Raw genomic sequence first — 17039 nt, forward strand, 5'->3', positions numbered from 1 at the left:
CTTGTTCATTTGCATTTACTTGTTTTTACCAATAATATTGTTCCTGAAAACGCGGCTAGTCAAAAGCCTTTAAAAGACCAATTTTTGGTAATAATTATTGAAATGCAAGTGAGATTTAGCCTGTGTAGCTGTGTTGTTGTAGCCGCCCAAGTTATCTATTTGTTGGTTGGCAGCGCTTAAATACACAGTTTTTGGGCATAACCGTGAACTACTTATTACTATCATTTCTCAGCTTTTTCGTGGGCATTATCGTTGGTTTGACCGGAGTTGGCGGAGCCTCGCTCATCACCCCAATGTTAATTTTTGTTTTCCAGGTTCCGGCATCAATTGCTATTAGTTCGGATGTCGTAGCTGCTACACTGATGAAAGTTGTTGGCGGCTTCAAACACTGGCAGCAAAAAACCCTCGACTTGCAAGTAGTTAAGTGGCTGGCTTTGGGCAGCGTGCCCGGTTCGCTGACTGGCGTGTGGATTTTACACTGCATCAAATCCAGCGGAAGTCAGGACTTAGACAGCATATTGCTGCGCGTTCTCGGAGTAGGGATCGCCCTAATTGTCACTTTATCGCTGACCCAATTAGTGGTCAAAACATTTTTCCCTAAGTTTAAATGGCCTGCGACCCCAAAATGGGACTTAAATACTAATTATGGCCGTATTTGTACTGTGAGTGCAGCAGCAATTTTAGGCTGCATAGTGGGAATAACTAGCGTGTCTTCCGGTGCGATGTTTGCACTGTTGCTGATTGCTTTTTTCCGCCTGGATACTTCTAAATTGGTGGGTACAGATATTTCCCAGGCGGCAATTTTGTTGATGTTTACATCTCTGGGACACCTCAGCCTCGGAACAGTAGACTGGAGTTTAGTATTGCCAATTTGGTTGGGTTCGGTGCCGGGAGTTTTGGTAGGTGCTAAATTCTGCCAAATTATGCCTCAACGCCCGCTAAAGTTTGTTATTTACGGAATGTTGGCGATGGCTAGTTGGAAGTTGTATCAAGTCTGAAAAGTAGGGGCGATCGCCCCGTGGCTACCCCAAATTTGGAAGGGGCAACCACGGGGCGATCGCGCGACCTACAATTTAATAATTGCTGACTAATGATTCGAGTTCGCGGATCGTCGGCAATTCTAAATCTTTGAACAAGACTGTACTGAGGTAGCGTTCGCCATAAGAAGGCTGCACAAAAACTATCAATTTTCCAGCATTTTCCGGACGCTTGCCGACTTGAATTGCGGCACACAAAGCGGCGCCAGCAGAAATTCCTGACAACAATCCTTCTTCTCTGGCCAGCCGACGGCTGTAGGCGATCGCATCTGCGTCGCTAACTGCGATCACCTCATCAATTAACTCGGGTTTCAAAACTTCCGGGATGAATCCTGCACCAATCCCTTGAATTTTGTGAGCACCAGATTTGCCTCCAGAAAGCACGGGGCTGGTGGCTGGTTCAACTGCGATCGTCCTAAAACTCGATTTCCGCTGTTTAATTACCTCAGCAACTCCCGTAATCGTACCGCCGGTGCCAACTCCAGCCACTAAAAAATCTACTTTACCCTCTGTATCTTCCCAAATTTCCTCGGCCGTGGTTTCTCGGTGAATTTTCGGATTAGCGGGGTTGCGAAACTGTTGCAGCATGAAAGCGTCGGGGGTTTCTTCTACAATTTCTTCCGCACGGGCGATCGCGCTTAACATCCCTTCATGTCCCGGAGTTAATTCCAACCGAGCTCCGTAAGCCTTTAACATCGATCGGCGTTCCGTACTCATCGTATCCGGCATAGTTAAAATCAGACTGTACCCTTTCGCCGCCGCGATCATTGCCAAAGCAATTCCAGTATTGCCTGAAGTCGGTTCAACTAAAATAGTTTTCCCGGGTTGAATTAACCCCGCCTCTTCTGCAGCCTGAATCATGCTCGCCGCAATCCGATCTTTCACCGAAGCAGCCGGATTCATCCCTTCCAATTTAGCCACAATTTGAGCCACTACTCCTTCGGCTTGGGGAATTTTATTGAGCTGAACTAAAGGAGTTCTGCCAATTATTCCTGTAACATCCTTAGCAATTCTCATGGCTTAATTTCTCTCCCTTTAAATGTAGTACATGGGATGTGCTTGTTTGCGAATATCCCGCTGTTCGCACAAATCTTGTAATGTGTATTTGCCCAAAACAGCCCAAGATGCCTGTTGAGCTTCCTGCCAGATTTCTAGCACCGCAGTTTTTTCTATTGTTACAGATTCCGAAACTTTTTGAGTCTGGCCGCTGCCGTCGCCTTCGAGTGTCGAAAACACCTCTAGCAAAGTAATCTGCCAAGGCTCTTTCGCCAGCAAATAACCGCCTTTAGCACCCCGCAAACTCTGGACAATACTTGCACGCCGCAGCACGGCAAGAATTTGGTCTAGATAGCGTTCCGGTATCTCTTGAGAAGCAGTAATTTCGTTCACTGTTAGGGGCGAATCCTTCGGGTGGTGGCTCGCCAGTTCCAAGAGCGCTAACAGGGCATATTCTACTCTAGAAGATAGTTCCACATTCCCCACTGGCGATCGAGTTTAAATTGTACATTATATCATAGTACACAATTCCGGTAGGTGTACAGGTGTTAGTATATTTTTATTACAAAAACGGTTGGAGAAATCCCGTGAGCAACGTAAATGTAGGTTTAAGCTGTCGGCACTGTCGGTATTACGAGCAGCACGGACACAGGGGCGGAAACTGCCTGATGCTCGGCGTGGGGGTACAGGGTGGGTGGAAAGCTTGCTCCTTCTTGGTTCCACCCTTTGCACCGTCTTGGGAAGGCCCAGAAGCGGGTAGAGCAGGAGAGTCTCAAATGTTGCAGGGAGCGAGTATATTAAAGGCAATACCGCCGCCTTAAAGTAACTATTAAGTAGGTAGGCGGATATATGCTGTCTCATCGTTAAGTTTATTCATACTCACCTACTTAACGGTAGTCAACAGGTGCGAGATATCGCATCTGTCGGCAGTGAGAAGAAAGAAATCAACACAAAGAAAAAAGCAAGTGCGATAGTCGCCTTTGCTTTTGAACTTATTGACCAGTGGAGGAGAAAATTTAATAAATGCAAATTCTCACAAAACTGGGTTTAAAACCCCGTCCTTTTAGGACGGCTTTCTCTTAATTTAGGGATACGCCCGTACTTGTGTTTGTAGATTTTTGTGAATAATTAGGCAATATTAAGCCAGTCCCGCTAGCATAAAGATATCGTGATGAGGTCGAAGTCATGCTAGTTTTTGAGTTCAAAGCAGTCGGTAAAAAACAGCAATTTGACGCTGTAGACGAAGCAATTAGAACGGTGCAGTTCATCCGCAACAAAGCATTGCGCTTTTGGATGGGAAACACAAAAGTCGATAAATACGGCTTAAACAAGTACAGCGCTGTTCTAGCTAAAGAATTCCCGTTTTGCGATGACTTAAACAGCATGGCTCGCCAATCTAGCTCAGAAAGAGCGTGGTCGGCGATCTCCCGATTCTATGACAACTGTAAAAAGAAAGTCCCAGGAAAAAAAGGATTTCCGCAATTCCAGAAAGACAACCGCTCGGTCGAATACAAGACTACTGGCTGGCGTATGGCAGATGACCGGAAATCTATTACTTTTACCGATAGGAAAGGAATCGGGAAACTCAAATTAAAAGGAACGCGCGACTTGCATTTCTACCAGCGCAGTCAAATCAAGCGAGTGCGCTTGGTAAAGCGAGCAGACGGATATTACGTCCAGTTCTGCATTCAAGTTGACCGCTCTGAGAAGATTGAAATTACTGGCAACGCCATTGGATTAGACGTGGGACTAAAAGAGTTCTACACAGATTCCAATGGTGTTGCAGTCGAAAATCCGCGATTTCTCCGCAAGTCCGAGCGCAGGTTAAAAAAAGCCCAAAGACGAGTTGCCAAACGAGTCAAGGGTTCGCAAAATAGAAAAAAGGCTAGAGTGATTTTAGGAAAGCGCCACCTCAAAATAAGTAGGCAACGTAAAGATTTTGCCGTGAAATTGGCAAGATGGGTGATCCAGTCTAACGACTGTGTAGCCTACGAAGATTTGAGGATTAAAAATATGGTGAAGAATCACTGTCTAGCAAAATCGATTAACGACGCATCTTGGTATATGTTCCGAGTTGGGCTGGAATATTTCGGCAAAGTATTCGGAAGAATTACGATTGCCGTGCCAGCCAATGGAACAAGTCAAGAATGCTCTAACTGCGGAACAATTGTTAAGAAAACTTTATCAACGCAAACCCATGCTTGTCGGTGTGGATGCGTATTAGATCGTGATTGGAATGCCGCTAAAAATATTCTAAGTCGAGGATTGAGTACGGTGGGGCACACCGGAACTTGGATTTTGGATCCGAACGCTTGTGGAGAATTGACCGCTACCGATGTTGAAGTAATTCTGCATCGGCAAGTCGATTCTGCGAATCAAGAATCCCCTCGCCTTTAGGCAGGGGAGTGTCAAATTTCGTAGTGCCACACCTCACAAGGTTGCAGAATAATCCGGTGGAGTGGCAGACGATCGATCAAGCCTTGCTGCTCAAAATGACCGAGGGTGCGAGTGACAGTTACGCGACTTGTACCGATAATTTCTGCAATGTCCTGATGTGTTAAAATCATATCGATCAGATGTCCTCGCTCTACCTCAGAACCAAACCTCTTAGCCAGCCAAGTTAATAGTTGATAGAGCATAAAATCAACTCTTTTGTAACCTCGCATTACCATAAAGTTTTCAGCCTGCTGAATGTGATTGAGCAAAATATCTCTATTTAGCCAGCGATCGCCCGATAGTAAAATTGCCTCGACTTTAGTGAGGCATTCAATTTGAAAAGGATCGCATTTTGATATCGCTTTGCCGATCGTATCACCAGGCCCCCACAATCCCAAGGTGATAATTGTGCCATCTTCAAGCCAGGTTACAGTTCGCACTACTCCAGTTTCAATTCGCCACAGAGCATTGCTTCTGTTGGGCAAGTGCGAGCGGCGAGGAAATATATGTCGGCTCGTCTCATCAAAAGTTTTAGTGGAAAGAGAAGCAATAGTCATAGCGAGTTACTTAAGGAACCAAAGTTAGTCTGTACAATGGCAGCAGGATAGGGTTGCGGGTAAAAATCTATATAAATTAAAGCTTTACTAGATTCCTGCACCGTCTAAAAACTGTGTAATAAATAAATCCGAAGACAGAAATAATTCATTTTTTTCTCTCTCTGCTTGCTCTAATTGAGTTGCTTTGTTCGGAGAGAGTTGAGATTTCAAAAAAGCAACTTGATCTTCTAAATCCTTAATTCTATCGAACAAAGCTCGAATCGCTTGAGCTTCCAAATCCGGTATTCCTTGAGAATTTAGAGCATCTTCCGCCTGCTTTTTCCGAGAGATAATGCGACCGGGAATTCCCACAACAGTGCAATCGCTAGGGACATCCCGCAGCACTACCGAACCCGCCCCAATCCGAACATTATTGCCAATTTGAATATTGCCTAAAACTTTAGCACCGGCTCCCACGACTACATTTTCTCCCAGCGTCGGATGCCGTTTTCCTATTTCTTTACCCGTGCCGCCAATGGTCGCTCCTTGATAAATTACAGCATAATCTCCAACGATCGCAGTTTCGCCAATTACCACCCCCATGCCGTGGTCGATAAACACGCCCCTACCAATTTTTGCTCCTGGGTGGATCTCAATACCTGTTAAAAAGCGGCTCAGTTGGGAAATCAAGCGGGGTACAAACGGCAGGCCAGCGGAATAAAGCCAGTTTGCTGTCCGGTGCAAAAAAAGTGCTTGCAGTCCGGGATAGCAAAATAATACTTCCAGCCAGTTGCGGGCCGCGGGGTCGCGTTCGTAAATAATTTGCAAGTCACTGAACATATTTACTCTCGCCGTGTTTGGGTTATACAGTATCCGCAGTGCCAACGGTTTAAGCTGCATAAAGCAGTATTGATTGTGGCATTCTTACATATAATACTATAATCCGACCAAATTACAGTAGTTAATGAGAAAAAAATTTTCCTTCCCCAGCCCTTTCTAAGCTGCCTCGGATATTTTCCGCGAAACAAACGGTACAGCTTGTCTGACTTCTTGCCGCAGCGGAATCTCGATCGAGAATTCCGTCCCCACTCCCGGTGCCGAATCGCAGCGCAGCGTACCTTTGTGCTTTTCTACGACAATTTTATAGCTGATTGACAGTCCCAATCCTGTCCCTTTTCCCACAGGTTTAGTCGTAAAGAAGGGGTCGAACAGCCGTTTTTTGACATTTTCTGCCATACCGGGGCCGTTGTCAGATATCCGCACAATTATTTTATCGGGGATGGAATATTCTGTGGTTATGGCGATCGCGATCGGATTGGCTTTCGCTGCTTTGGGCCCGCGATCGAGGTTGTAACTCTCAAGAGCGTCGATCGCATTAGCCAGAATATTCATAAACACCTGATTTAATTGTCCGGCATAGCACTCTACTAAAGGTAAATTGCCGTAGTTTTTAACAATCTCGATCGGCGGGCGATCGCCTGTAGCTTTCAGGCGGCTTTGCAGAATTAGCAGAGTGCTGTCAATGCCTTCATGGATGTTAACAGGTTTCATTTCGCTTTCATCTAAGCGAGAGAAATTCCGCAAAGATTGGACGATTTGAACAATGCGATCTGCTCCTATTTTCATCGAAGACAGCAGTTGGGGTAAATCTTTCCTGAGAAAGTCAAAGTCAACCTTTTCTAAATACTCTAAAATTTCCGCTGCAGGGGATAAATAGTGTTTTTGGTAGAGTTTTACCAACTCCAACAAATCGCTAGTATATGCGCTGGCGTGGTGGATATTGCCGTAAATAAAACTAATAGGATTGTTCACTTCGTGGGCGACACCAGCGACTAACAAACCCAAACTAGACATTTTTTCCTGCTGAATTAGTTGACTTTGAGTTTGCTGCAATTCTTGCAAAGTTTGTTCTAGACGTTGAGATTTAGCTGTGCGTTCTGCTGCTATTTTTTCAATTAAAGCGGTATAATTCCACAAGCTCATTAGATAAAGTGTCGCCGCCAAAGTTAAGATTGTCCCAAAAATTAAAACAGTCAAAGAACGCCAAAATCTTAGAGGATTAATGTACTCTGGCGTTAGCCGCAGTTGCAGCAACCACCTGCGATTTTCAATATTGAGAATGCGGGTGCAACTGCTGCCATCCGGGCAGTAAGCTCTTTCCCCAATTAGGAGTTGATTTTTAATGTTTTCGTCGGTGACGATCCTTTTAGTCTTTGCTTCGTAAAAAGCTAGAAATTTTTCTGCTTCAGGAGCCATAGCATCTTGAAGATACACATTAACAAAGTTGAGTTGAGTTTCCTGTAAAGCTGACTTAACAATAGCATCAACGAGCAAAATTCCCAAAGCAAAACCTTTCAAATTTTCTGGATTTCTAGCAGGTAAATTTTGCGGCAATTCTGCAGTATCGCCAGCCGACATTGGACTAAAAATTGGCAGAAAGAAGAAGACGCTTGGTTGATTTTCTGAAGACCATTTTTGGCGATGAGTCGCGATAATTTCTTGTCTTTTGGCGGCTTTTTCTAACGCTAGCCGATTGGCAGTCAAATCTAAACCTAAATCTATTTCATCAGTCAGGAATTGCGGAGAGTCAGAAACACTGGGCAGCCAAGCGATCGCCTTCAGGCTCGGATGGCGGTATAGGGCAGAACCAATAAATGTCTTCATTTCTGGTTTTTTAACGCCGTCAAATACGCTGTAAAATGCTCCAGCAGCACGAATTATTTCTAAATTGCCGCTAACATCTCTCTGAATGTCTGTAGCTATTTTGTCCAGCCTGTCTTGCAGTTCGGCTTGCATGGATTTGTATTCCCAATTGTACGCAACTGAAGAGGCGATCGCAGACAGTCCCAATCCTGCACAAAGTGTTAATCCTGCCTGGAGGTAACGGCGATAACTAAGTAAAGTGCTAGTTGCTAAATTCTTGAATTTGTTAGCAGTCATATTCTTCACCTATCTTTTTTTTAGTTCTTCCAGCCTCTGCCTGGGATTTCTCGTTTTTCTTGTTCTCAGGCTCTGCCTGGGAATGAATTTCAGGAAGCTCTGCCTCCGATTTAGAGCCACGAGACAGCATTACCAGGCACAAGCCTGGTAACGATATGGGAGCAGTGTTTTGTAGAAGCGCCCGGATAGTATTTTGAGTAAGATGCAGTCGCTGATTTAAATTGAATAAGCAGGAAAAGTCATCGCGTGTTTGGGCTTGACGTAAACTTGCTGATCTCGCGTTAACTGTAGAGAATCGAAGCGCTCGCGACTCACGTAAGCTGTTACTACCTGCTCGGATTCTAACACTAACTCGGTTTGTATTTCCCGCCCTAAATGAATGATGCGGCTGACTTTTGCTAATGAAAAACCCGACTCCGGCTTAGTTTTAATTTCCACGTCGTGGGGGCGCAAAAACACTAATTCCGAATGAGCGGCGCCATTATGGCGAGGCGTTGGGGCGTGGCTGGCGAACAAACCCGCAGCATTCGAGAGTACATTGACAGGCCCAATAAAACTCATCACAAAAGCTGACGCCGGTTTGTCGTAAATTTCAGCAGGAGTGCCAACTTGTTCGACTCTACCTTTGTTCATGACCACAATTTCATCGGCTACTTCCATAGCTTCTTCTTGGTCGTGAGTCACAAAAACTGTGGTGATGTTAACTTCTTTGTGAAGGTTGTGCAGCCACGATCGCAATTCTTTGCGGACTTTAGCATCTAATGCTCCAAAAGGTTCGTCTAGCAGCAGCACTTTTGGTTGAACTGCTAGAGCTCTGGCCAAAGCAACCCGCTGCCGCTGGCCGCCGGAAAGTTGCGAAGGATAGCGATCGCCCAAACCTGTCAACTGCACTAAATCCAAAAGTTCATCAACCCGCCTGCTAATAGAACCTTTAGGAACTTTGCGAATTTCCATCGCAAAAGCAATATTTTTCCGAATAGTCATGTGTTTGAATAAAGCGTAGTGCTGAAACACAAAACCGATATGGCGTTCCTGCACCGACTGATGAGTAGCATTTTCACCTGTCAGGTAAATCTCACCGCTGTCCGGCGGTTCTAGCCCCGCGATCATCCTCAGCAGAGTCGATTTCCCGGAACCGGAAGGCCCCAACAGCGCGACTAAAGATCCCCTTTTAATTTCCAAATTCACGTTGTCAATTGCGTGGAAGGAGCCGAAGTGTTTCGATACGTTCTGAACTGTAATGCTCATGAGTTTATTTACCTATTTTAGGAGTTAAAAAAGTAAACTCCGCTTATCTGACAGATTTACAGTAGTATATCCTGAAAATAATATTTTGCAAGGTCTGTAACTTTTTGTATAGGATCTCGATGCCCTCCTGATGGGGACTGCGTTTCAAAGTTGAGACTGGCGGGCCGTCCGAGTTAAGCCGTCCGCGTTTCGAGATGTGGCTGTATCGTTCAGTTGACAGTTGACAGTTGACAGTTGACAGTTGACAGTTGACAGCACGCGGGGCGACCTCTACCTGGAAGGAAGAGATTGGAGTAATGAATAGTCTTCTTTTAATTTCTCCCGATCGGGGTTTGGGCTTTAAACCAATTCTTTCTGGTAAAGGCGATAAATGCGATCGTCAGTCAATTAGGGAAAAATTAAATGTCCCCGCCCGCAGTATGCAGGTTAAAGGCCCAACAGCTTAGCAGCAATGGGTGTTTTGCGGTAGTCTGCTAGCCTGACGATTCTCCGACTCCCGACAATTGGTCAGTCCCGGCAATATTGAAGATTTCAGGTACGAATTGCTCAATCTGAACTGCGATCGCCCACAATTTATATGACAATAGTTAGTTCATAAGCATACAGGCTTCAGCTTTGACAAACTACCAGAATAGTAAATTCTAACCAGAACACCACTATGGGAAAACCAACAGGCTTTATCGAATTCTTGCGCGAATTGCCCTCTGAACTCTCACCAGTCGAGAGAGTCCACAACTGGGACGAATTTCACCTACCGATGGAGGAGGACAAACTCCGCACCCAAGGCGCGCGCTGCATGGATTGCGGCATTCCGTTTTGCCACACGGGCACAATTATCAGCGGCATGGCAAGCGGCTGCCCGATTAACAACCTCATCCCCGAATGGAACGACCTCGTATATCGCGGACTCTGGAAAGAAGCCCTAGACAGACTCCATAAAACCAACAACTTCCCCGAATTCACCGGCCGCGTCTGTCCCGCACCCTGCGAAGGCGCTTGCGTGCTCGGCATCAACAACCCGCCGGTGACGATTAAAAATATCGAAGCCGCAATTATCGATAAAGGCTGGGATGAAGGCTGGATTACTGCCGAACCGCCCGCCAAACGCACCGGCAAAAAAATCGCCGTCATCGGTTCCGGGCCCGCCGGTTTGTCCGCCGCCGCGCAACTCAACAAAGCCGGTCATTGGGTAACAGTATACGAAAGAGCCGATCGACCGGGCGGCCTGCTAATGTATGGCATCCCCAACATGAAGCTAGACAAAGAACAAGTCGTAATGCGCCGCCTGAAAGTCCTCGAAGACGAAGGCGTGACATTCGTCTGCAACACCGAAGTCGGCAAAGACTTACCAGCAGAACAACTGCTAAAAGAATACGACTCCGTTGTGCTCTGTACTGGCGCCACCAAACCCCGCGACTTGGGCATCCCCGGCCGGGAATTAAAAGGCATCCACTTCGCAATGGACTTCCTGACAGCCAACACCAAAGCAGTTTTAGACAAGAGTACAAACGATAACTTCATCTCCGCCGAAGGCAAAGATATCGTGATCATCGGCGGCGGCGACACCGGCACCGACTGCGTGGGCACCTCCATCCGCCACGGCTGCAAAAGCCTGGTACAGCTAGAAATCCTGCCGAAACCGCCCTCGGAACGGGCGGCCAACAATCCCTGGCCCGAATGGCCGAAAGTCTACCGCCTCGACTACGGCCAAGAAGAAGCTGCAGCCAAATTCGGCGACGACCCGCGCGGCTATCTCACCACGGCGACCAAGTTCGAGGGCGACGAAAACGGCAATGTCAAAGCTGTGCACACCGTTGAGGTGGAGTGGACGAAAAACGAGAAAGGCCAGTTTATTCCGAACCACATCCCGGGCACGGAAAAAGTGTTGCCGGCGCAGCTTGTCTTGCTAGCGATGGGCTTCCTCGGCCCGGAACAGCCCTTGCTGGATGCGCTGGGATTGGAACGGGACGCGCGCAGCAATGTGAAAGCCGAGCACGAAAAATATACAACCAGCATTCCGGGAGTTTTCGCGGCTGGTGACTGTCGCCGGGGACAAAGTTTGGTGGTTTGGGCGATTAACGAAGGGCGCGGCGTGGCCCGGGAGTGCGACCTTTATCTGATGGGGAGCACTGATTTGCCTTAGTTGGTAGGCATCGGTCGATCGAGATTGTTTGATTTCCGATAATTTATTAGGCCCCTAGGGGCGGGTTTACGAGATTATGGATTTTTAAATCAAAAATATTGTAAACCCGCCCTTTGTACCTTGAAATAGGTAGATTGCGATTGACCGTTGGGTGGGGGCGGGTTTACGAGATTATGGATTTTAGGCAAATATTGTTGGTGAAACCCGCCCCCACCCAAGCAATAACCCTCAACCAAAATTCAAGGGATCGACATCAATAGTTAAACTAACAGAACGCGGCGTGCGATCGCGCAAGCCGATCAAATCCGACAAATCCACCGACTCATCCAAAGGCAACTTCAGCAAAATCTGCCACCGATACCGATTTGCCACCCGCATAATCGCCGCAGGTGCAGGCCCCAACAACTCACACCCGGGTACAGACAATCGCTCAATATACTCCTGACAAACAGACGCCAATTGTACGGCAGTCACCGCCACTTCCGCCGCATCTACACTGCTCAATCGCAACAAAATCAGCCGCCCCGAAGGAGGATAATTGAGCGCCGCTCTTTCTGCTAATTCTGTTTCCACGAAACCTGCATATTCGTGCCGCCTAACTGCTTGAATTACCCGGTCTTCGGGAGTGTAAGTTTGAATAATTACCCGCCCCGGATCGTCGCCTCTGCCTGCACGGCCCGCGACTTGAGTTAATGTTTGAAAAGCTCGTTCGCTTGCCCGATAATCCGATAAGTTAAGCAACCCGTCAGCAGACACAACTCCCACCAAGGTGACTCCAGCTAAATCTAACCCTTTCGTCAGCATTTGCGTACCCAACAAAATGTCAGCTTCCCCATTGGCAAATTGCGTTAACAATCGGCGGTGATCGCCCTTATTTCTAGTCGTATCGCTATCGAACCGAATTGCCCGCAATTCGGGAAATAATCTAGTTAATTCCTGTTCTACTCGCTGAGTACCGCTACCAAAGTTTTTAAAGTAAGGAGAACTGCATTCTGGGCAGTTTTGGGGGTGTCGTTCCGTGTGGTTGCAGTAGTGACACCGCAACACTTCTGCGGTTGCTTCGCCGACGTGGTGATAAGAAAGCGAAACATCGCAGTTCGGGCATTCCATCACATAGCCGCAACTCCGACAAGAGACAAAGGTACTGTGTCCTCTTCTGTGAATAAATAGAATACCTTGCTGTTGTCTTGCTCTCAATTGTTCGAGGGCATTTTGCAGGGAAGCGCTGAAAATTGAGCGGTTTCCTTGCCGCAATTCTTGGCGCATATCGACGATTTCCACAGGCGGCATCGGGCGCGAATAAATGCGATCGGGCAATGATAAATAATGGATATTTGGTAACGAGTAATAATCTCGGCGCGTCCCGACAAAAGTCTCTAATGCTGGCGTTGCGGAACCTAAAATTAAGGGACAATTTTCTAATTCGGCCCGCCATTTGGCAACGGTGCGGGCGTGGTAGCAGGGGGCTGGTTGGTCTTGTTTGAAGCTGCTGTCGTGTTCTTCATCGAGGATAATTAAGCCGAGGTGAGGTAAAGGTGCAAAAATGGCCGATCGCGTGCCGATTACAATTTGCGGGGTTCCAGTCAGCATCTGACGCCATGTATCGTAACGTTCGCCGTCGGATAGGGCGCTGTGGTACACGCAAATTTGCTCGCCAAAACGGGCTCGGAATCGATCGGTAAGTTGCGGTGTGAGGCCGATTTCGGGAACGAGTACGAGGGCGGATTTGCCGCTGGCTAAGATTGGGGCGATCGCCTGCAAATACACTTCGGTTTTCCCGGAACCTGTAACGCCGTGCAGCAGCACTTGACGGAATCCCGAAAAAGAGTTAATAAACGCTAGGGCTTGAGATTGAAAATGAGTTAAAGTTTTGGGTGCATCGGGCAATTGAGAAATTCCGCGATCGCGCCTGAGAACTTCCCTTTGATCGATGACAACGCTACCTTTTTGTTCCAAATTTTTGACAACAGAAGAACTCGCGCTGCAAATTCTCAGCAAATCGTTCATCCACATTTCACCGCCGCCGCGCCGCAAAACTTCCAATACTTCTTGTTGCCGCTTGGTTAAATCTGTGACAAACGCACTAGCAATTAATGTTACTGCCGGTTTGAGTTGTGGTTTAGGAGGATTGGGCGGTTCTAAATAACTTTCTACCCAACCGCGTTTCAATAAATCTTTCAATCCCCGATAACTTCCCTTAACTTGGCGCTGGAGGTATTGCCAAGTGTAATCGCCGTTTTTTTGAGCTTGCAGCAACTGCAAAATTTGACTCGCGGCGGGATTGAGAAATGTTTCGGCATTCGGAGAAATTGCGTTCTTAATTAAGCGAATTCTGCGCACGGAACGGCTTAACAAACCGGGCGGCAGGGAGGCTCTAATTACTTGAATTAAAGGTGTGCAATAATAAGTGGCAGTGCGTTCGAGTAATTCCCAGTAAGTCGGTGGGAAAAATCCCGTACTGACAACATCTTCGACATCTTTAACTCGCGCCGGATCTAAGTCTGGCGGCAGTTGAGAAATGAACCGAATCGCGATCGCGCCTACCTGTTGACTGCCAAAGGGTACACTCAAAATATCCCCTGGTTGCACGGTAAGTTCCGCAGGTAAACGATAAGTAAATAACTTATTTTCCTCCGCAGAGGAGTCCCCTGCAACCCTGAAAGGAGAGTCCACCAATACCTCGATCCACTCTGCCCGCACGGTGGGGCGCTGTGGCGGTTCGCTGCTGCCGTAGGATGCCCCGGCCTCTGCCGCTATAGGGGTTGACAAACCAAAAGTGACAGTAGACATAGGGTTGCACATCAAACTAGGAGGAGCCGCAGTCAAAGGGAGTTTTCATTATCCCTCAGTTTAGCTCGATCGATCGATCTTAGCTGCGGGAATTGGCGATCGGAATCTCGATCACGAATTCAGTCCCTTCTCCAATTGCGGATATGCACTCCAACCTCCCGCCGTGTTTGTCCACAACAATCTGATAGCTAATTGACAATCCCAAACCCGTCCCGTGACCAACTTGTTTGGTGGTGAAAAACGGGTCGAAAATTTTCCCTTTTACAGATTCATTCATTCCCATACCATTATCTTTGATGCTAATTCTTGCCCAATTTTGGGAAATAATAGAAGTAGTAATGGTCATTTGGATAGGGTTGGCTTCTATCTCGTCCAGTGAAGACTTTTGCTCTCGCTCCCGCAGGGCATCAACAGCATTATTAATGATGTTCATGAATACCTGATTTAATTGCCCCGCATAACACTCTACCTTGGGCAAATCTCCATAATTTTTAATAAAATTAATGGTTGAATGACCGGGTTTTTCTTTAGTTAAATGCTGCAAAATTAACAAGGTGCTGTCAATTCCTTCGTGAATGTTAACTGGTTTTTTTTCACCTTCATCTACCCGCGCAAAGTTGCGTAAAGTCAACACGATTTCGCGGATGCGCTCGGAGCCAACTTTCATTGACGAAAGAGTTTTTAACAAATCTTCGCGCAAAAAGTCGATGTCAATTTTTTCCAGAAAAGCTTCCATCTCTGCATCTGTTTCGGGATACCTATCCTGGTACATTGCTAGCAATGTTAAAATGTCGCCAGCGTAGTCATTGACATAGGTAATATTGCCGTAGATGAAGTTAACTGGATTGTTGATTTCGTGGGCAATACCAGCTACCAAAATGCCCAAAGCAGACATTTTTTCGGCTTCGATCAATTTGAGCTGCGTTGTTTGCTGGTTTTCCAGAGCTTTTTCTAGCGTAGAGATTCTTGCTTTTAAAATATTTTCTGAATCTTTAAATTCTTCAGTGAGTATTTTTAGCAAAGATTCTTTTTTTTGATTAATGGCTTGTAATTGGCTGCGATCGGTTTCCGAAGTTTCCAGTTTTTCCTGCAGGATTCTATTTTCCTTTTCCAGCTCTTTGATTCTGTTGTCCCAATCTGTTGGTTCCATCGGCTATTATTTTGAAAGTAAAAATAGTGTCATAACAGTTTTATTAGAAAATTTAGTTGCACCCTTTACCTAGTTAGAATTTCGGCGCACATCGCCTAGCCAATTGTGTCCGAATAATTCAACACTTCCTTTATTTTGGTCGATCTAAAAATCTTATCTAATATAGATTCAAAATGTCAACATATTAATAACAAATCTGGTTAAAACCGATCGCTACTTTTATTCCCCGCTCTCGCATTTGCTGGGTTTTCATCCGATTATTGATAAATAAGCAGCGCGATCGCAAACTTCTAAAGGCGGGCCCAGCGCTAAAAATTGCCCGATTCACACAACCTTTGTACAAAACCCGCCGGCGTTGCTGGCGAAAATATTAAATGTGAGTGCGATCGACCGGGGGCGACGGGAAAAGTGCGATCGACTGGGCGCGCGATCGCCCACAAGGAAACTCAAGTACCAAGCCACTTGCTCTATCCCAGAACGCAATCACACTATACCATTGCTGAGAAATCTCACTTTAATGTGTCGATCGTACTCACACACCCGCACCATTTTGTGTTAAGAACTACTACTTGTGACAACATCGACACAGCCGTTTATATTTGGAGAGTAATTGATGTCAGGTAGCGAAGTTCGTGCCGATTTTTGGATGAGCGAGTACATTACCCCTTGGGATATTTACGTTCACGGCGTCATCGCGGTGCTCGCTTACAAGAAAACAGCCTATCAAGAAATGTATGTCGTTCAGACCGGTACTTACGGCAAAGGCTTAGTTTTAGACGGTAAGTGGCAATCTTGTACAGGCGACGAGTTTCTGTACCACGAACCACTGGTGCACCCAGCCATGATTTGTCACGGTTCACCCAAAAAAGTCCTCGTTCTCGGCGGCGGAGAAGGAGCTACAATTAGAGAAGTGCTGCGCTGGAAAACAGTTGAAAAAGTCGTGATGATCGACATTGACGGCGAAGTAGTAGAAGCTTGTCGCGAACACCTGCCCGAAATGCACCAAAATGCCTTTGATGACCCCCGCTGCGAAGTAGTAATCGGCGATGCTTTGGACTATTTAGATAAAACTGACAATGATTGGGATATTGTCATTTCTGACTTGTCCGATCCCATTGAAGAAGGCCCATCTTTCCAGTTGTTTACCAAAGAGTATTTTGAGAAAGTTCGCAAGGTAATGTCGCCTAACGGATATTTCGTAGTGCAAGCGGGTCCAGTTTCTCCGGCCGAAATGAAAATGCACGCTCGCATTGTAAATACCCTGAAATCTGTTTTTTCCAATGTTCAATCCTGCACCAGCTTTATTTCTACTTATGGAGCTCCTTGGGGTTTTGCCGTAGCTTCTAATCAAGAAATAAATACGCGACCAGAACCCGAAGTTACTGACAAATTACTCGCCGAGAAAACAACTGGCGGGTTGCGGATGTTGGACGGGATTACACTGTTGGGGTTGATGCAAGTTCCCGGTCACTTACGACAGGTAATCGCCGCTGAAACCGAAGTTTACACTATGGCAGCACCGCCTAAGTTTTTCGGGAAAGGTTCGGTTGGTCAGTGAAGTTAAATTGAAACAGAAAACTTGTTGGGAGTAACTGAGATGAACCATTTAACTCCCATAGTCGCTGCCATTTTTCTTCCCCCTGTGGGCGTATTTTTGACTGTCGGCATCGGTACTGATTTTTGGATCAACGTGGTTCTCACGTTTTTGGGCTTTATTCCCGGCATCATTCACGCTGTTTAGGTGATTGCTAAGCACGATCGAG

Annotated in this window: 16 protein-coding genes; 8 read left to right on the plus strand and 8 right to left on the minus strand. The window is 46.5% G+C overall.

Annotated features, from left to right (window positions below; all coding sequences use genetic code 11):
- Positions 1 to 203: 203 nt before the first annotated feature.
- Complete coding sequence (locus QUA42_RS15970) at positions 204 to 998, plus strand: sulfite exporter TauE/SafE family protein (RefSeq protein WP_333138125.1); 795 nt, start codon at positions 204 to 206, stop codon at positions 996 to 998.
- 75 nt (positions 999 to 1073) lie between these two features.
- Here QUA42_RS15970 and cysK read toward each other — a convergent pair whose 3' ends face one another.
- Together cysK and QUA42_RS15980 are read right to left on the minus strand one after the other, a co-directional pair.
- Complete coding sequence (gene cysK / locus QUA42_RS15975; RefSeq protein ID WP_333138126.1) at positions 1074 to 2054, minus strand: cysteine synthase A; 981 nt, start codon at positions 2052 to 2054, stop codon at positions 1074 to 1076.
- Positions 2055 to 2072: 18 nt separating this feature from the next.
- Positions 2073 to 2510 carry an Rrf2 family transcriptional regulator gene (locus tag QUA42_RS15980; RefSeq protein WP_333138127.1) on the minus strand — a complete coding sequence of 146 codons (438 nt, stop codon included), beginning with the start codon at positions 2508 to 2510 and terminating at the stop codon, positions 2073 to 2075.
- A 110-nt stretch (positions 2511 to 2620) separates the two neighbouring features.
- Here QUA42_RS15980 and QUA42_RS15985 point away from each other — a divergent pair, with 110 nt between their 5' ends.
- Both QUA42_RS15985 and QUA42_RS15990 read left to right on the plus strand, forming a co-directional pair.
- The gene (locus tag QUA42_RS15985) at positions 2621 to 2854 is read left to right on the plus strand and encodes a hypothetical protein (RefSeq protein ID WP_333138128.1); all 234 of its coding nucleotides are present in this window, start codon (positions 2621 to 2623) and stop codon (positions 2852 to 2854) included.
- A gap of 364 nt (positions 2855 to 3218) precedes the next feature.
- Positions 3219 to 4430, plus strand: coding sequence for a transposase (locus QUA42_RS15990; RefSeq protein WP_333138129.1), 1212 nt, complete (start codon positions 3219 to 3221; stop codon positions 4428 to 4430).
- Between the two features lie 11 nt (positions 4431 to 4441).
- Here the strand turns inward: QUA42_RS15990 and QUA42_RS15995 are convergent, their stop codons facing one another.
- The 4 genes from QUA42_RS15995 to QUA42_RS16010 form a co-directional block, all read right to left on the minus strand.
- Positions 4442 to 5026, minus strand: a complete 585-nt coding sequence (locus QUA42_RS15995) for a Crp/Fnr family transcriptional regulator (protein WP_333138130.1) — start codon at positions 5024 to 5026, stop codon at positions 4442 to 4444.
- Positions 5027 to 5113: 87 nt separating this feature from the next.
- Positions 5114 to 5845 (minus strand): serine O-acetyltransferase, encoded by a 732-nt coding sequence (gene cysE, locus QUA42_RS16000; RefSeq protein ID WP_445301327.1) that lies wholly within the window; start codon positions 5843 to 5845, stop codon positions 5114 to 5116.
- 156 nt (positions 5846 to 6001) lie between these two features.
- The gene (locus tag QUA42_RS16005) at positions 6002 to 7945 is read right to left on the minus strand and encodes an ATP-binding protein (protein WP_333138132.1); all 1944 of its coding nucleotides are present in this window, start codon (positions 7943 to 7945) and stop codon (positions 6002 to 6004) included.
- Between the two features lie 216 nt (positions 7946 to 8161).
- Positions 8162 to 9193: a sulfate/molybdate ABC transporter ATP-binding protein gene (locus QUA42_RS16010; RefSeq protein ID WP_333138133.1), complete on the minus strand. Its 1032-nt coding sequence runs from the start codon at positions 9191 to 9193 to the stop codon at positions 8162 to 8164.
- 296 nt (positions 9194 to 9489) lie between these two features.
- Between QUA42_RS16010 and QUA42_RS16015 the strand changes: the two genes are divergently transcribed.
- Positions 9490 to 9639: a hypothetical protein gene (locus QUA42_RS16015; RefSeq protein WP_333138134.1), complete on the plus strand. Its 150-nt coding sequence runs from the start codon at positions 9490 to 9492 to the stop codon at positions 9637 to 9639.
- Between the two features lie 212 nt (positions 9640 to 9851).
- Positions 9852 to 11336: a glutamate synthase small subunit gene (gltD, locus tag QUA42_RS16020; protein WP_333138135.1), complete on the plus strand. Its 1485-nt coding sequence runs from the start codon at positions 9852 to 9854 to the stop codon at positions 11334 to 11336.
- 228 nt (positions 11337 to 11564) lie between these two features.
- Here gltD and priA read toward each other — a convergent pair whose 3' ends face one another.
- Together priA and QUA42_RS16030 are read right to left on the minus strand one after the other, a co-directional pair.
- Positions 11565 to 14126: a primosomal protein N' gene (gene priA / locus QUA42_RS16025; RefSeq protein ID WP_333138136.1), complete on the minus strand. Its 2562-nt coding sequence runs from the start codon at positions 14124 to 14126 to the stop codon at positions 11565 to 11567.
- Between the two features lie 79 nt (positions 14127 to 14205).
- Positions 14206 to 15276 (minus strand): ATP-binding protein, encoded by a 1071-nt coding sequence (locus QUA42_RS16030; RefSeq protein ID WP_333138137.1) that lies wholly within the window; start codon positions 15274 to 15276, stop codon positions 14206 to 14208.
- 315 nt (positions 15277 to 15591) lie between these two features.
- Here QUA42_RS16030 and QUA42_RS16035 point away from each other — a divergent pair, with 315 nt between their 5' ends.
- Genes QUA42_RS16035 through QUA42_RS16045 form a run of 3 tightly spaced genes read left to right on the plus strand, consistent with a single transcriptional unit; the run spans position 15592 to position 17017 of the window.
- Positions 15592 to 15900 (plus strand): hypothetical protein, encoded by a 309-nt coding sequence (locus QUA42_RS16035; protein ID WP_333138138.1) that lies wholly within the window; start codon positions 15592 to 15594, stop codon positions 15898 to 15900.
- Entirely contained in the window at positions 15890 to 16834 is a 945-nt protein-coding gene (locus QUA42_RS16040) for a fused MFS/spermidine synthase (RefSeq protein WP_333072784.1), read from the plus strand. The genes QUA42_RS16035 and QUA42_RS16040 overlap by 11 nt, the downstream gene beginning before the upstream one ends.
- Positions 16835 to 16873: 39 nt before the next feature.
- Positions 16874 to 17017 (plus strand): YqaE/Pmp3 family membrane protein, encoded by a 144-nt coding sequence (locus QUA42_RS16045; protein ID WP_333138139.1) that lies wholly within the window; start codon positions 16874 to 16876, stop codon positions 17015 to 17017.
- Positions 17018 to 17039: the final 22 nt, after the last annotated feature.

Origin of the sequence: Microcoleus sp. Pol11C2, from assembly GCF_036701505.1 — a bacterium.
Taxonomy (GTDB): domain Bacteria; phylum Cyanobacteriota; class Cyanobacteriia; order Cyanobacteriales; family Microcoleaceae; genus Microcoleus.

Bases quoted from the DNA above. Each gene is read 5' to 3' on its own strand.
- QUA42_RS16015 (WP_333138134.1), top strand. From the start codon at position 9,490: ATGAATAGTCTTCTTTTAATTTCTCCCGATCGGGGTTTGGGCTTTAAA.
- QUA42_RS15990 (WP_333138129.1), top strand. From the start codon at position 3,219: ATGCTAGTTTTTGAGTTCAAAGCAGTCGGTAAAAAACAGCAATTTGAC.
- QUA42_RS16040 (WP_333072784.1), top strand. From the start codon at position 15,890: ATGTCAGGTAGCGAAGTTCGTGCCGATTTTTGGATGAGCGAGTACATT.
- QUA42_RS16030 (WP_333138137.1), bottom strand. From the start codon at position 15,276: ATGGAACCAACAGATTGGGACAACAGAATCAAAGAGCTGGAAAAGGAA.
- cysE (WP_445301327.1), bottom strand. From the start codon at position 5,845: ATGTTCAGTGACTTGCAAATTATTTACGAACGCGACCCCGCGGCCCGC.
- QUA42_RS15995 (WP_333138130.1), bottom strand. From the start codon at position 5,026: ATGACTATTGCTTCTCTTTCCACTAAAACTTTTGATGAGACGAGCCGA.
- QUA42_RS16010 (WP_333138133.1), bottom strand. From the start codon at position 9,193: ATGAGCATTACAGTTCAGAACGTATCGAAACACTTCGGCTCCTTCCAC.
- cysK (WP_333138126.1), bottom strand. From the start codon at position 2,054: ATGAGAATTGCTAAGGATGTTACAGGAATAATTGGCAGAACTCCTTTA.
- gltD (WP_333138135.1), top strand. From the start codon at position 9,852: ATGGGAAAACCAACAGGCTTTATCGAATTCTTGCGCGAATTGCCCTCT.
- priA (WP_333138136.1), bottom strand. From the start codon at position 14,126: ATGTCTACTGTCACTTTTGGTTTGTCAACCCCTATAGCGGCAGAGGCC.
- QUA42_RS16045 (WP_333138139.1), top strand. From the start codon at position 16,874: ATGAACCATTTAACTCCCATAGTCGCTGCCATTTTTCTTCCCCCTGTG.
- QUA42_RS16005 (WP_333138132.1), bottom strand. From the start codon at position 7,945: ATGACTGCTAACAAATTCAAGAATTTAGCAACTAGCACTTTACTTAGT.